Source organism: Gordonia sp. CPCC 205333 (genome assembly GCF_048537885.1).
In the GTDB taxonomy this organism is placed as follows: domain Bacteria; phylum Actinomycetota; class Actinomycetes; order Mycobacteriales; family Mycobacteriaceae; genus Gordonia.
Window position 1 is genome coordinate 353,911 of record NZ_JBCLVI010000002.1, and the last position, 14,166, is coordinate 368,076.

At 63.9% G+C, this 14,166-nt stretch carries 15 protein-coding genes; 8 read left to right on the top strand and 7 right to left on the bottom strand.

What is annotated here, in order from left to right; translation table 11 throughout:
* Positions 1–278: 278 nt before the first annotated feature.
* The gene (locus tag AAFP29_RS07185) at positions 279–1,046 is read right to left on the bottom strand and encodes an oxidoreductase (RefSeq protein ID WP_419217232.1); all 768 of its coding nucleotides are present in this window, start codon (positions 1,044–1,046) and stop codon (positions 279–281) included.
* 434 nt (positions 1,047–1,480) lie between these two features.
* Here AAFP29_RS07185 and acs point away from each other — a divergent pair, with 434 nt between their 5' ends.
* The 5 genes from acs to AAFP29_RS07210 all read left to right on the top strand — a co-directional run bounded on the left by acs (position 1,481) and on the right by AAFP29_RS07210 (position 6,528).
* Positions 1,481–3,421 (top strand): acetate--CoA ligase, encoded by a 1,941-nt coding sequence (acs, locus tag AAFP29_RS07190; protein WP_419216664.1) that lies wholly within the window; start codon positions 1,481–1,483, stop codon positions 3,419–3,421.
* 138 nt (positions 3,422–3,559) lie between these two features.
* Positions 3,560–4,285, top strand: a complete 726-nt coding sequence (locus AAFP29_RS07195) for a hypothetical protein (protein ID WP_419216665.1) — start codon at positions 3,560–3,562, stop codon at positions 4,283–4,285.
* 101 nt (positions 4,286–4,386) lie between these two features.
* Positions 4,387–4,929 carry a sensor domain-containing protein gene (locus tag AAFP29_RS07200; RefSeq protein WP_419216666.1) on the top strand — a complete coding sequence of 181 codons (543 nt, stop codon included), beginning with the start codon at positions 4,387–4,389 and terminating at the stop codon, positions 4,927–4,929.
* 109 nt (positions 4,930–5,038) lie between these two features.
* Complete coding sequence (locus AAFP29_RS07205) at positions 5,039–5,590, top strand: phage holin family protein (protein WP_419216667.1); 552 nt, start codon at positions 5,039–5,041, stop codon at positions 5,588–5,590.
* Positions 5,591–5,595: 5 nt separating this feature from the next.
* Positions 5,596–6,528 carry an alpha/beta fold hydrolase gene (locus AAFP29_RS07210; RefSeq protein WP_419216668.1) on the top strand — a complete coding sequence of 311 codons (933 nt, stop codon included), beginning with the start codon at positions 5,596–5,598 and terminating at the stop codon, positions 6,526–6,528.
* A 6-nt stretch (positions 6,529–6,534) separates the two neighbouring features.
* On the opposite strand, the gene AAFP29_RS07215 is transcribed toward AAFP29_RS07210, so the two are convergent.
* The 4 genes from AAFP29_RS07215 to nth are packed head-to-tail and all read right to left on the bottom strand — an operon-like array spanning position 6,535 to position 9,903.
* Positions 6,535–7,734 carry a MarP family serine protease gene (locus AAFP29_RS07215; protein WP_419216669.1) on the bottom strand — a complete coding sequence of 400 codons (1,200 nt, stop codon included), beginning with the start codon at positions 7,732–7,734 and terminating at the stop codon, positions 6,535–6,537.
* Complete coding sequence (locus AAFP29_RS07220) at positions 7,731–8,525, bottom strand: NUDIX hydrolase (protein WP_419216670.1); 795 nt, start codon at positions 8,523–8,525, stop codon at positions 7,731–7,733. The genes AAFP29_RS07215 and AAFP29_RS07220 overlap by 4 nt, the downstream gene beginning before the upstream one ends.
* On the bottom strand, positions 8,522–9,217 hold the full coding sequence (locus AAFP29_RS07225; RefSeq protein ID WP_419216671.1) for a TlpA family protein disulfide reductase: 696 nt from the start codon (positions 9,215–9,217) through the stop codon (positions 8,522–8,524). The genes AAFP29_RS07220 and AAFP29_RS07225 overlap by 4 nt, the downstream gene beginning before the upstream one ends.
* Entirely contained in the window at positions 9,214–9,903 is a 690-nt protein-coding gene (gene nth / locus AAFP29_RS07230; protein WP_419217233.1) for an endonuclease III, read from the bottom strand. Before nth ends, AAFP29_RS07225 begins: the two co-directional genes overlap by 4 nt.
* A 266-nt stretch (positions 9,904–10,169) precedes the next feature.
* On the opposite strand from nth, the gene AAFP29_RS07235 reads away from it, so the two are divergent.
* Positions 10,170–10,382, top strand: a complete 213-nt coding sequence (locus AAFP29_RS07235) for a hypothetical protein (protein ID WP_419216672.1) — start codon at positions 10,170–10,172, stop codon at positions 10,380–10,382.
* Between the two features lie 152 nt (positions 10,383–10,534).
* The gene (locus tag AAFP29_RS07240) at positions 10,535–11,209 is read left to right on the top strand and encodes a Crp/Fnr family transcriptional regulator (protein WP_007316734.1); all 675 of its coding nucleotides are present in this window, start codon (positions 10,535–10,537) and stop codon (positions 11,207–11,209) included.
* 62 nt (positions 11,210–11,271) lie between these two features.
* On the opposite strand, the gene AAFP29_RS07245 is transcribed toward AAFP29_RS07240, so the two are convergent.
* Together AAFP29_RS07245 and AAFP29_RS07250 are read right to left on the bottom strand one after the other, a co-directional pair.
* Complete coding sequence (locus tag AAFP29_RS07245; RefSeq protein WP_419216673.1) at positions 11,272–12,120, bottom strand: MBL fold metallo-hydrolase; 849 nt, start codon at positions 12,118–12,120, stop codon at positions 11,272–11,274.
* 58 nt (positions 12,121–12,178) lie between these two features.
* Positions 12,179–13,153, bottom strand: coding sequence for a DMT family transporter (locus AAFP29_RS07250; RefSeq protein ID WP_419216674.1), 975 nt, complete (start codon positions 13,151–13,153; stop codon positions 12,179–12,181).
* Positions 13,154–13,238: 85 nt separating this feature from the next.
* Between AAFP29_RS07250 and AAFP29_RS07255 the strand changes: the two genes are divergently transcribed.
* Positions 13,239–14,138, top strand: coding sequence for a LysR family transcriptional regulator (locus AAFP29_RS07255; RefSeq protein WP_419216675.1), 900 nt, complete (start codon positions 13,239–13,241; stop codon positions 14,136–14,138).
* The last annotated feature ends 28 nt before the right edge of the window (positions 14,139–14,166 follow it).

A 14,166-nucleotide genomic window follows, 5' to 3' on the forward strand; every position in this document is an offset into this window, starting at 1 on the left:
CGGAAGGCCAAGTCCGACCCGGAAGAGAAGGATCGAACTCCCTCGCCGAGCACTCCCAGCACGGGCGGCAAGCACCCACGCGGGGCACGCCGCAATAAGGCAAAAGCGTTGTGCGCCTGCGAAACTGCGGTCGAGGTCGACATCGACTCGCTCTCCCTCGCCGAGGCGATACCCACAACCCACCAAGCACGCTTGGTAACTTGAGTCCGTGCTACGCGGGCGGCGATCTGGATCACCAGAGCGTCGCCCGCAGTGCGTTGTCGGGAAGGATCGCGGCGTTAGCCACGCGCCGCGTCGGCGATTGAGCCGGCCTCGACCGCACCGGCCTCCAACGCCTCGCAGGTCAACAAGATCCAACGTCGCAGCCCCTCGGGTGTTCCGGCGGCAAAATCCGTTGCAGCAGAATGATATTCGACGACTTTTCGGAACCATGTCACCTCGGGGACGCCGAGATTATGTGGGTCGAGCCCGGACGACACACATACGAGCCTGGACGCCCCACGCGCCACCACCCCGTTTGCCTCGCCGAACGGCGCCAGTGACAACAGTTCGCCATGCACCACCGCGGCGAGCACTGGCGCCGCCACCGACGTTCCGCCAGTAATCAATTGGCCGAGTAGTTCGAGCCGTTCGCCGATCGCCGCGTCATCGCGCGGCCGACCGAGTTGGTCGGCGTCATCGACGAGATCGGCAGCTGCGAGCATATGTAGTCGGGCGAGCGCCTGCATCGGCGCACGGCGGAAGACTGCGGTCAACGGTTCAAGCGCGTCGCCGTCGAGCGCCTGCGCGACGCGCATCGCCCCGGCGAGGACCGGATCGTCGAAGTCGCCGTCGCGGCGCAATTCGACACTGCCGCCGTCAATGGCCGCGGACGACCGGCCGCCGCGCCACGACGCTTCGGTCGACGTATTGACCCAACCACGCAGGTTCACCGGATGTCGGTGCACGGCGCTCAATGTGTCGCGAGCCTTCTCTGCTGCGTCGGCGACGCCGGGCAGATCGAGGAGCGGGGCGAGCGGGTCCGGGCGAGCGGAGCGACGGGGAATGTCCGGGCGAGCGGAGCGACGGGGAATGTCCGGGCGAGCGGAGCGACGGGGAATGTCCGGGCGAGCGGAGCGACGGGGAATGTCCGGGCGAGCGGAGCGACGGGGAATGTCCGGGCGAGCGGAGCGACGGGGAATGTCCGGGCGAGCGGAGCGACGGGGGAAGTCGGGGGGCACAGTTGGTCAGGGTACCGACGGTTGGGGAGCGGATAGTTTCCAATACTGTCCAAACAGGTGGTGCGACGACCGCTCGTCGCATGACCTCGACCGTTCGCCGTACACAGCCGCTATCAGGCCGTGACGACGCAGCTAACTCGATGCAGCGGCATCGGCTAGTGACTACTCTCACAGTGTGCGTGAATGGCGGCGCGTGTTCACACGCCACCACGTATCGCCGCTCACCTTGTCCCACCGATCCCCGAAAGGCCCAGCCTGCAATGTCTGCTTCGCCCGACGTCTACCCACCTTCGCCGGAATTCACGGCACAGGCCAACGCCACTGCCGCACTGTACGACCGGGCCGACGCCGATCGGCTGGAATTCTGGGCCGAGCAAGCCCGCCGGCTCGATTGGGATACCGATTTCGAGCAAGTCCTCGACTGGTCGAATGCGCCCTTCGCCAACTGGTTTGTCGGCGGAAAACTCAACGTGTCGGTCAACTGCGTTGACCGCCACGTCGCAGCGGGTAAGGGCGATCGAGTTGCCATCCACTGGGTCGGCGAGCCCGGCGATTCGCGTGACATCACCTACGCGGAATTACTCGCCGAGGTCAGCCGCGCGGCCAACTATTTCACCGCGATCGGTTTACGGGCCGGCGATCGGGTGGCCATCTATATGCCGATGGTTCCCGAAGCATTGATCTCGATGCTCGCCTGCGCCCGTCTTGGCCTGACCCACTCGGTGGTCTTCGCCGGTTTCTCGGCGGCGGCGCTGCGATCACGCGTCGATGACGCGAGCGCGAAACTCGTCATCACCACCGACGGCCAGTACCGCCGCGGCAAGCCGGCCGATCTGAAGATCAACGTCGACGAAGCGCTCGGATCCGGCGACGACGCCGCGCCTTCGGTCGAACACGTCCTGGTGGTGCGCCGCACCAATCACGACACGAATCTGCCGTGGGTCGACGGTCGCGATGTCTGGTGGGATGACACCGTCGGCGAATCGTCGGATCACCATGAGCCACAAGCCTTCGACTCCAACCACCCACTGTTCCTGCTGTACACCTCTGGCACTACCGGCAAGCCAAAGGGCATCGTCCACTCGTCAGGCGGCTATCTCACCCAGACCAGTTACACCTTCCACAATGTCTTCGACCATAAGGAAGGTCGCGATATCTTCTGGTGTGGCGCCGATATCGGATGGGTCACCGGCCACTCCTATATCGTCTACGGTCCGCTCTCCAACGGCGCGACCGAAGTGGTCTACGAGGGAACGCCCAATACGCCGAATGAGCATCGGCATTTCCAGATCGTCGAAAAGTACGGCGTGACAATCTATTACATGGCGCCGACGTTGATCCGGACCTTCATGAAGTGGGGGCGCGATATCCCCGACGCCCATGACCTGTCGTCGATCCGGCTACTCGGCTCGGTCGGCGAGCCGATCAACCCCGAGGCATGGCGCTGGTATCGCGACGTCATCGGCGGCGGCACCGCGCCCATCGTCGATACCTGGTGGCAAACCGAAACCGGATCGATCATGATCTCCCCTCTACCCGGCGTTACCGATGCCAAGCCGGGTGCCGCGATGAAGCCACTACCGGGTATCTCGGCGAATATCGTCGATGACAACGCGAACCCGGTCACGCATGGCGAACAGGGTTACCTCGTCCTCGATCAACCGTGGCCGTCGATGCTGCTCGGCATCTGGGGCGACGACGAACGCTTCATCGAAACCTACTGGTCGCGGTTCGCCACGCAGGGGTGGTACTTCGCCGGTGACGGCGCCCGCTATGACGACGACGGCGCGCTCTGGGTCCTCGGCCGGGTTGACGACGTGATGAATGTTTCCGGCCACCGCATCTCCACCGCCGAAGTGGAATCGGCGCTCGTCGGCCATTCAGGCGTAGCCGAGGCCGCGGTGATCGGTGCCGCCGACGACACCACCGGCCAAGGCATCGTCGCATTCGTCATCCTGCGCGAAGGCGTCGAGAACTCCGGTGCCGCACTAGTCGCCGAACTTCGCGAACAGGTCGCGGTGGAGATCTCGCCTATCGCGAAACCTCGTGAAATCAACGTCGTGCCGGAACTGCCCAAGACACGCTCGGGCAAGATCATGCGACGCCTGCTCAAGGACGTGGCCGAGGGTCGGGAACTGGGCGATACATCGACACTGGTCGATCCGTCGGTATTCGAGGCAATCCGCCAGAAACGCGCTTAACCTAACATTCGCAATAGTGAACGACATGGCGGCGGGACTGCTAGGCTCGCCGCCATGTTGTTAGGGGCGGAACGGGATTGGACGCGGACTCTCGCGCTGATCGCAATGGTGCTTTGCGTTGTTGGACTCACATCGTGCATGACGAATCCCGCGACCTCATCAAGTTCATCGTCGACTCCGCGATCAATGTCGGTCTACGGTTCGACGTCGCCATCGAATTCGTCGTCGGTGCCGAGTTCTGCACCACGAGCGACGGGCGGCTATCTGGCCACGACAACCCGTTCGACCGGCTCGACCGGCAGCCTTCGATACGACATCGCGGTGCCACGGGTTATCGGCGGCAAACCGCGTATCGCCGCCCTCTTCAACCGAGCAACGAGCACTCGGTCCCACGATTTCGTCATGAAGTTCAGCGGCCGTCCTCCAGTCACCACCGTCAACGACAGCAAACTCGACTCAACCGAGCACACACGGGTCGCTACGATCACCGATCGCGTCATCGCCGGCGTATCCATCTACCTCTGGTACACGGCCGGTGCCGCGCATCCCAACTTCGATGTCACCACCGTCGTAGTCGATGCGGCCCGGGCCCGACTGATTGACCGCGACGAGCTGTTCAGTGACTGGGCTCGGGCGAGAACCCGGCTCGCTGAGCTCGCACCCGCATATGACCCATCGGGACGGCTACGTCGATCACCACCGACCAGTTACGATCCTCCCGCGTGGATACCGACTGCCGACGGATTACGCGTCTACATGGCGGTCCCGCATGCCATCGGAGATTATGTGCCGGTGACAATCCCGTGGTCGCAGATACGATCGGAGATCGCGCCGGAGTTACGTGAGACGGTCGGGGCCGGATGAAAACGATTGCGGCGATATCATTTTCGTTAGTGCTCAGTGTGCTGTTGAGCAGTTGTAGCGACCGAGGACTTCCCCACGCCGCGCCGGCGACTACCTCTACCGTGAACGATTTCGTCCCCGACGGCCGTGGCCCCACTACCGACCTCGATCGCACCGCACTCGACGGGCAGGCACTGCGCCGGATAATCGCCGACGGATACGACTCTCGGTGGACTCGTGACTACAGACATTCACCCTTCACATCGGAGTCGTCGAACAGTTACGAATGTCCAGCGACGCTGCTGGGCACCTCCGACGCCTTCCCCACGGGATATCGTGAGTACTCCGAGGTCCACGACGCCACCGGGCCCAATAACGCGGGTATCAGCCAATTCATGGTGCGATACGCATCAGCCACCGCCGCGCGACAGCGATACCGGGCGATTACTGCGGCAGCCGCGAGGTGCGACTCGCTCGACTCTGTCCATGTCGACCGCATGCCAGCCTCCTGGCGCTTCTACAGCAACACCCTTCAGCAACCGATCGGGCCATTCCACACGTCATACGCGATCATCACCGTCGGAGACCTTGTCTGCGCATCAACTGCCCGGACCCCCTCTCGCGACGACGTCATCACTATCACGACCCGGCTATGCGGCGCGTAACGACGACGGCCGCTTGCGACGCGGAGCGCCGCACAGATCAAACCCTGCCCCCGCGACCGCGCTGCGGCATGGCAACATAAACCCCAATACCCGAGCAACGGAGGATTCTGTGAACCCCAGCAACTCGGCCGGCCAGGGGAACGAAGCCGGTCGGCAGCCATATTCGGTCCCATCGATTCCGCTGACCGACGCCAACGTCGGCGCGAACGGCGAACCGACGATCGGCAATCTGGTCAAAGAGGCGACCGCCAGTGCATCGACGCTATTCCGCTCCGAGGTCGCGCTGGCCAAGGCCGAATTGGTCGCGGAAGGCAAGAAGGCCGGTATCGGCGCCGGGCTGCTTATCGTCGCCGCGGTCATGGTGCTCTACTCAAGCTTCTTCTTTTTCTTCTTCCTGGCTGAGGTCCTGTCCGAGTGGGTGTGGCGCTGGGCGGCCTTCGGCATCGTCTTCCTGCTACTGATCGGTGTTTCGATCCTCGCCGCGCTGATCGGCTATATCGTGTTCCGGCGGATGCATCCGCCGCGCAAGACCATCGAGTCGGTCAAGGAAGTTCGGTCGGTTGTGCCGTCCGGACTGGGCCATTCGACGACGTCGGCGACCACGCCGGAGATCTCGCATCCGGGTATTCCACCCGCTCGGGATCTTCATAAGCGCGACTGACCCCGGTGCCGGCGCCCGATCCTTCGACGGTCCGGTTCGACGGGCCGTGGCATCACTTCGACGTCCGCGCGAACGGCGTTCGATTCCACGCGGTCGAGATCGACGGGCGCCAGGTGGCCGACCGGCCACTGGTCTTGCTACTGCACGGATTCGGTGAATTCTGGTGGAGCTGGCGTCACCAGCTGGCCAGCCTGACCGATGCCGGCTACCGCGCGGTCGCCGTCGACCTACGCGGCTATGGCGATTCGGACAAACCGCCACGCGGCTACGACGGCTGGACCCTCGCCGGTGATGCCAACGGAATGATCCGCGCGCTCGGCCACACCGAGGCCGCGCTGATCGGTCACGCCGACGGCGGGTTGGTCAGCTGGGCGACGGCGATCCTGCACCCGCGCATGGTGACCCGGATCGGCGTGATCGCGTCGCCCCATCCGCGAGCGCTCCGTCATTCGGTACTACTCGACCCCGAACAGCGCAGCGCCTTCCTCGGCGGATTCCTGCACAATCAGTTGCCCCGGCTCGGCGAACGGCGGCTGACCCGCGCCAATGGTGCGTATATCGCCCAGTACTTCGAGGAGCGAGCGTCGGAGCGCTGGAAGCACACCGCCGAATTCACCGACGTTGTCGAACGTAATCGGTCAGCCGTGCAGATACCGGGTGTCGCCTACTGCAGCCTGGAGTATCGACGCTGGGCATTCCGCTCCCAGTTCCGTCCGGACGGATTCCGGTTCATGGAGTTGATGGATCGGAAATTATCGATCCCGGTCCTCGCGTTACGCGGGCGCGACGACCCGTTCGTGATGGACGGGCTGATGGCCGCCAGTCACAACTGGGCGACGCAGATGGACTACCGGCAGGTGCCGAACGCTGGTCATTTCGCGCATCAGGAACAACCCGACCGCGCGAACGACATGATCGTGAATTGGCTCGCGACCTGACTCGCGTCAGCCGCTGACGCACATCCCGGTACTCATCTCGGTCGTCGAATCGCTTCCCTGACTGACCGCGCTCTGCACCTGTTTGGCGGTGAGGATGAATCCCGTCTCGTCGGCCGGATTCTCCGACGCGCCAAACACGAGGCCGAGCACGTCACCGTCGGAGTTGATCATCGGCCCGCCCGAGTTGCCCTGCCGGATCTGTCCGCGCGCGGTGTAGACCTCGCGGGTGACGCGTCCGGTTTGATAGATATCCGGGCCGGCAAGGTTGATAGTTCCGCGAATACGCAACGGGCTCGCGGTGAACGGACCGTCTTCCGGGTACCCCAGCGCGATCGCGTCGTCGCCGCCCTTCGCCGGTGAGTCGGCGAAACGCATTGTCGGCGAACGCAGTCCGGGGACATCGAGTACGGCGATGTCGTTTTCGGGGTCGAAGTAGACGACCGTCGCCGAACGTCGGACGTTGGTCGAACTGATGACGGCCAGGCTGCGAGTACCAGCGATCACGTGCGCATTAGTCATGACGCGTTCGGGTGAGATGACAAAGCCGCTGCCCTCAAGGGAGCGTTGACAACTCGGCGCTTCACCGCGGATCTTCACGACGCTGCGTCGGGCCTGAGCCACCGCGGGCAGTCTGGTCAACGCGGTATCGGGCGGATCGACCGAAGCCACCGGCGCGGTGCCGAACGGCCCGATGACCTCGGGCAGGCCCGAACTCTCCAGCAGATTGGAGAACTCATTGGGAATATCGCGAAGCCATTGCGGCGCAATATCTTCGACGAGGCCAAGAGTCTTGGAGTCGTCAACCGCGTCAACGAGGGATGGCTGAGCGGAATGGCTGATCGGGATCGACAGCAACCACGCCGCGGCGAATACCGCGACCGCTTGCAGGACTGCCCCGACCACGCTGTCGAGTTGGCGTAATACGGGCAACCGCAGCGATCCGCGCGCCGCACGGCCAAGCACCATCCCGGCGACTTCACCGATCACGACTAGCAGCAGCAACAGACCGATCCCGACCACCAGCCGTACTGTCCGATCGTCGAACTGCGAAATGAGCCGTGGCGCAAGCAGAATCCCGGCGATCGCGCCGAGCACCACTCCGAAGAAGGCCAGTGCCGATGCGACGGCCCCCTGCCGGAAACCCGACGCGGCGGCGATCACCGCGAGGGCGATCACGATGATGTCGACCCACATACCCCCGCTCACCGGGGATGTCCTTCGACGTCGGCCGACCGCGCGGCAGCCGCTATCGCGTCCTCGAGCGGTCGGACGTCGGCATGATCCCACGGCACATCCCACCCCGCGGCGTCACTGATCGCGGCGAGGAGGCCGCCGGTGAAACCCCACACCAGTAGGCCGTCGACCATGAAAGCCGGGCCTTTGTACACACTTCCGCCCATTACCTTGCGCTGCACCTGGAATCGGTTCTCCGACGACAACAACTCCCGCAGATTCACTCGGGCGACCAACGCTGTCTCACCGGCATCGACGGCGTAGACCTCACCGGGAGCATGCCAATAACCGATCACCGGCACTACGTCGAAACCCGACGGCGGCACCGGGAAGCTGGGCAGCGCGGCGAGAACTTTGACAGCAGACGCGTCGAGCGCGGTCTCCTCGGTGGCCTCACGTAGCGCGGTCTGCACTGGAAACGATTCGCCCTCGTCATGCGCTCCACCGGGGAACGCGACCTGGCCACTGTGTTGCCGCAATGAACTGGCTCGCTGCAACAGCAGGACTTCGGCGTCGGCGGGTAGACCACCCGGGTAGGTGGGGTCGAAATCCCAACCTCCGGCGAAAAGCACCAGCACCGCCGCGGCCCGACGACGGCCGCCTCGCAACATCATCGCGATCCGTGTTCTGTCGCCGCCACGATTGTTGACGCTGTCGCTGACCGCGGTGACATTGCCGGTCAGCGTTCGAAGCCACGGAGGAATCTCGGCGTCGGCGACGAGCGGCCCCGGCACCACCGCTGCCGTTTGCCCCCGGTCGGTCATGTGCGAACTCCCAAGTTGGTTTCGACAGCAGCTGCGACGGCATCGGTGCTTTCGAAGATCTGCGGCAGTACCTTGGCAACCGTGCCGTCGGCGCGAACGAGAATCGTCGACGGGAACACTTTGGGAGCCGACAGGGCGGCAGCGACCTGGGCCTTAGTATCGAGGATTGTCGGCAGTGTGATGCCGAGTTCGGTGAGGAACTTCAAGATGAGAAATGGGCTACGCGAGCCGTCGACCGCGTGGACGGTCAATACCGTGATGGAATCGCCCGCACGTTTCGCGTAGTCCTGGAGCACCGGCAGCTCCCGCCGGCATGGCAGGCACCACACCGCCCACATGTTGATCAGCATCGGCTTACCCGCGGTGCCTGCGCCGACATCGTAGGAGGCCGCCGTTGCCAGGCACGGAACGGTGACTCCGGCCAACGTCGACGTCGGCCCGACCGGCGATCCGCCATTCGGGCAGTCGGCCAGTCTGGCTTGCGCACGTGCCCGCGCCAACTCCGCGTCGGCCACGGGAGCGTCGGTGACCCTCGCACCGGACGACGGTTCCGCCGTCGGGGTCGCCGTTGGCATCGGGTCATTCGACCGTGGCCAGATCGCGACGATCAACGCGATCACCGCGACGATGAAGACAATTGTCCAGCGCAAGGCCGGCGCCGACCACCAGCGCTGATTCTCGACTTCGGTCACTGTGCCGCGACCCCCGCCAACTCCAGCAGATGCTCGGTCTCGGGCCCTTTGACCAGCTTGGCCGCCTCAAGTTTGTCCAACGGCCCCTCACCGGCCGACGGGCAATCCTTCGCCAGGACGCACACTCCACACGCTGGTTTGCGCGCGTGGCACACGCGTCGCCCGTGGAAGATGATCCGATGCGACGCGTTGGTCCACTCTTTGCGTTCGATCAACTCCCCGACGGCCCGCTCGACCTTCACCGGGTCGGTCTCCTGGGTCCACCCCCATCGTCGCACCAGACGTCCGAAATGGGTATCGACGGTCAGCCCCGGCACACCGAAAGCGTTGCCCAGCACCACATTCGCGGTCTTGCGGCCGAATCCCGGCAACGTCACCAGTTCCTTGAGCGTGCCCGGCACCTCCCCGTCGAATCGCTCGACGAGCGCCTGACCGAGACCGATGATCGATGACGTCTTGTTGCGATAGAACCCCGTCGACCGGATCATTTCCTCGACCTCGGCGCGATTGGCACCCGCGTAGTCGGCCGCGGTGGGATATCGCGCGAATAGTGCCGGAGTCACTTGATTGACGCGTACATCGGTGCACTGGGCGGACAGGATCGTCGCCACGGAAAGGTCGAGCGGCGTCGTGAAATCGAGTTCGCAGTACACATTCGGGAAGGCCACTTTCAGTGTCCGGTCCATCCGTCGGGCCCGACGCACCAGACCTAGCGGTGTCTCGGCGTCGCGGGCGCGGCCAACGCGAGCAGCACCGGCATCGCTACGGGGATTGGCTACAGTACGGCTCGAACTCACCTGTCTAGAGTACTGACGCGGCGCACCTTCTCCTGGCCAAGGGCGAAAACGTGACTTCACGCGAAACGGCGACATCGGTCACGGTAGGTAACAATGCTGTGACGACGACGATGCCAGGTAGGCATCCGCGCCCGAGGTTGTGTTAACTGTTCCCCATGCAAGGTCTCGCCGCGGTGCTCTTCCCAGCCATGCTGATGCTGTTCGCACTGACGATGGAGAAGGTGCAGGCGCGCATCGACCGGACCACCGAGACGGTCTCCGACGAGCAGGTCGATGAAATCCTTCAGGCCGCGCAATCGCAGGCATCCGCTCCTGATGAGGTATCGCCATCGACTCTCGACGATCTGCGCAGTCGGCGCGCGAGTTGATTACCGCGAATATTTCGGCGCGACGCGTTCGAGTGTGATTGCCACCTAGTGACCTATTCAACACATATGCTGGGACGAGAGTACCCTTGCACGGTGTTCTTCTCACCGACCATTTCGGCCGGACGAGTGCGCCTAAATCAGAAAGGTTCCAGGTGGAGGAAGTACTAGCGCGGGCCGGCATATTCCAGGGTGTCGAACCCACAGCGGTTGCAGCGCTGACCAAACAACTCCAGCCGGTAGATTTCCCCCGCGGTCACGTGATCTTTCACGAGGGTGAACCCGGCGATCGGCTATACATCATTCTGTCCGGCAAGGTGAAAGTCGGCCGTCGCTCACCTGACGGACGCGAGAACCTGCTGACGATCATGGGTCCGTCGGATATGTTCGGCGAGTTGTCGATTTTCGATCCGGGTCCGCGTACGTCGTCGGCGACGACGGTCACCGAAGTGCAGACCGTGTCGATGGACCGGGACGCACTCAAGGCGTGGATCAAAGATCGCCCCGAGATCGCCGAGCAGTTGTTGCGCGTGTTGGCCCGCCGCCTGCGTCGCACCAACAACAACCTCGCCGATCTCATCTTCACCGACGTTCCCGGCCGGGTCGCCAAGCAGCTGCTTCAACTGGCTCAGCGCTTCGGCACTCAAGAGGCCGGCGCACTGCGAGTGACCCACGACCTCACGCAGGAAGAGATCGCCCAGCTGGTCGGAGCTTCCCGCGAGACGGTGAATAAGGCGCTCGCCGATTTCGCTCAGCGCGGCTGGATCCGGTTGGAGGGCAAGAGTGTCCTCATCGCCGACTCCGAGCGGCTCGCTCGTCGCGCGCGCTGACATTCTCTAACGCGATCAGGCCCCATCGTCATCGACGGTGGGGCCTGATTCTATTTTCGAAGCTATTCCTCGCGGAGATACTCCAACTGCGCCTTGACCGACATACGTGCGGCCGGCCACACCTTCTTGTCGACGTCGGCGTAGACCTTGCGCACAATCTTCATCGGCTTCGCCTTATTGGCGCTGACACCGAATTCGTCTAACGCCGCCCGGATCTGGTCGATTCGTTCTTCTCGATGCGATTTGTAGTAGCGCGCGACGGGAATCAGATCCGGATGGTCGGGGCCGTGTCCGGGCAGGAGCACGCAACCCTCCCCTTCGACGATGAGCCGGTTCAGGGAGTTCAGGTAGTCGCGTAGACCGCCGTCGCGCGGGTCGAGCACTGTCGTGCCGCGGCCGAGGATCGTGTCACCGGTGAGCATGGCGCGCTGACCGTCGTATTCGACGATGAAGCTCACCGAGTCACCCGAATGCCCTGGAGTGAAGAGAACGGTGATGGTGAGTCCAGCTGCTTCGATGACTTCTCGGTCAGTCAACGGCTCGGCCCCGCGGCAGTGTTCGTCGAGCCGCGCGCGTACTGGGGCGCCGGTCAATTTGTGTATCCGTTTAATCGCACCGGTGTGGTCGAAATGCCGGTGCGTTATCAAGGTCAGGACGACGTTGCCCTGTGCGACGACGTTCTCCACATGCGCTCGATGCTTCGGCGGCCCCGGGTCGACGACGACGCAGTCGGGGTGGCCGGGAGCCCGCAGGATCCAGGTATTGGTGCCATCGAGTTCCATCACGCCCGGGTTATGACACAGCAGCACCGACGCGAACGGCGTCACCACACGCGGCGTCTCGTAGGCCGGATGGGTAAGAGTCGCGGAATCCGTTGCCGCAGAATCATTGTCGGCGGAGCTGTTATCCATGCCATCGAGCCTAACTCAGCGCCGGGCCGCGGGCGGGTTCGTAGACGTCGGCGATTGCTCAGAATCGAAGTAGTCCGCTGGAGCCCACGGGTTGCCGCGACGTCGTCAGCGGATCTCGGGTGGGGCGCGGCGGCCGCACGGTCGGCTTGTCGGCCCGGACATATTTGAGGCGAGCGATTGCCACCCCGGCCAGGCACAGCGCCCCGCCGACCAGTCCCGCCGTCCCCGGCCCTTCGGAGAGGAAGATCCACGACCCGGCGATCGACAACGCGGGCACCGCGTAGCTCGCCGAGATACTCAACCCCGCCGGCGTATGGGCCAGTGCATATGCCCAGAGCAGGAATCCGGCGGCCGTCGGGGCGAGCCCGAGGTAGACGACGCCAACGGTGCTGCCGACCGGTGCCGCGGTCAATTCCCGGATCAACGTCAACGCGTAGGGTGCCAAGACGATCGCGCCTACCGCGCAACCCAACGCCGTCGCGGTCAGCGGGTCAGTCTTCGCCAAGACCAGTTTCTGCGCGATCACGCTGATTCCGTAGAGGAGGGCCGCGGCGATTGCCAATGCGACACCGATGCGGTCATGCCGCCCTGGCCCGGACAGTGCGATTATCGCGGCGCCGGCAAAACTGACCGCGATCCCGACCATCAGCAGTGGTGGAAATCCCTCGCGGAGGAATACACCCGCGAGTACCGCCACCACGATGGGCGCGATATTGACCAGTAGGGCGGTAGTTCCGGCGTCAAGATGCTGTTCGGCCGCATTGACCAACACGGTGTAGATCGCGAACCACATCGCGCCGTAACCGACGAGCAGGAGGAGTGTCGTTCCGCGCGGAATAGTCGCGACGAGTCGGCCGCGAAAGCGCCACCCCCACCACGTCAGGAGCACGACGGACGCGGCCAAGAGCCGCCCCTCGGCCATCGCCGCAGGTGAGACGTGTTCGCCGATGCCGCGGATCACCACGAATGACGATGACCACATCACCATGACCGCCACCAAGGCGACGGTCGGCAGCGAAACTCGATTTCCCATACGACTATCCTCCGGTGAGTAACTAATCAGCACAAGCGACTATTTGTTATGTATCATTCAGTACTACTGAAATATAGGAGTAGTCATGATCGACACCCATCGTCTGATGATCTTCCGGTCGGTCGTCGCAACCGGATCGGTGAGCGGCGCCGCCGCCACGCTCGGCTATACCTCGTCGGCGGTGTCCCAACACCTCACCGCCCTCCAACGGGAAACGGGGCTGACCCTCGTGGAACGGTCTGGTCGAGGTATCGAGCCGACGCCGGCCGGCCGGGTTCTCGCTGACGCCGCGACCAAACTCATGCAACAGGTCGACGAACTGACGAGCACCGTCGAAGACCTCCGGGCAGGGACAACCGGACGCATCGTGATCAGTGGATTCTCCTCGGCGGTGACCGGGTGGATGCCCGACGTTGTCGCCAAACTGACCCTCGGCTTCCCCGACACTCGGGTATTGGTGCGCATCGAAGAGGATCGCGAGGCAATCCGAGAGATCCGACCCGACATAGCCCTGCTGGTCAGCCTCGAACGGTCGCGGCCGATCCCCGGCTACGACAGTCATTCGCTGCTGACCGAGCCATATGTGGCGGTGCTCAACCAGAACCACGAACTCGCCGGCCGCTCGGCCATCGACCTTGCCGAGTTGGCCGCACACCGCTGGGTTGACAGCGACACCTCTGACGGTCCGTGCCGACAGAATATGCTGACTGCTTGTGCCGCAGCAGGTTTCACGCCGACGTTCATCGTAGAGACGAGCGACTACCCAGCTGCGCTGAGGTTCGTCGCACGCGATGTCGGGTTAACGGTCATCCCTCGATTGGGTGCCGCCGAACTGCCGGCCGGTACGATCGCCGTTCCGGTTGCCAATCCGACACCGCAGCGCACGATCTGCGTCTACGTCAAAGATTCGCGGTGCTATGACCCCGCGGTGGTGCGGACACTGGAGTTGCTGCGCGAGGCCGCATCTGGAAAATCGTCCGAATAAGTTTGCGGCGAGGGCAATCAGCCCTCGC

Coding starts and splice junctions, on each gene's coding strand:
- acs (WP_419216664.1), top strand. CDS start 1,481: ATGTCTGCTTCGCCCGACGTCTACCCACCTTCGCCGGAATTCACGGCA.
- AAFP29_RS07195 (WP_419216665.1), top strand. CDS start 3,560: ATGACGAATCCCGCGACCTCATCAAGTTCATCGTCGACTCCGCGATCA.
- AAFP29_RS07220 (WP_419216670.1), bottom strand. CDS start 8,525: ATGACCGACCGGGGGCAAACGGCAGCGGTGGTGCCGGGGCCGCTCGTC.
- nth (WP_419217233.1), bottom strand. CDS start 9,903: ATGGACCGGACACTGAAAGTGGCCTTCCCGAATGTGTACTGCGAACTC.
- AAFP29_RS07235 (WP_419216672.1), top strand. CDS start 10,170: ATGCAAGGTCTCGCCGCGGTGCTCTTCCCAGCCATGCTGATGCTGTTC.
- AAFP29_RS07245 (WP_419216673.1), bottom strand. CDS start 12,120: ATGGATAACAGCTCCGCCGACAATGATTCTGCGGCAACGGATTCCGCG.
- AAFP29_RS07250 (WP_419216674.1), bottom strand. CDS start 13,153: ATGGGAAATCGAGTTTCGCTGCCGACCGTCGCCTTGGTGGCGGTCATG.
- AAFP29_RS07255 (WP_419216675.1), top strand. CDS start 13,239: ATGATCGACACCCATCGTCTGATGATCTTCCGGTCGGTCGTCGCAACC.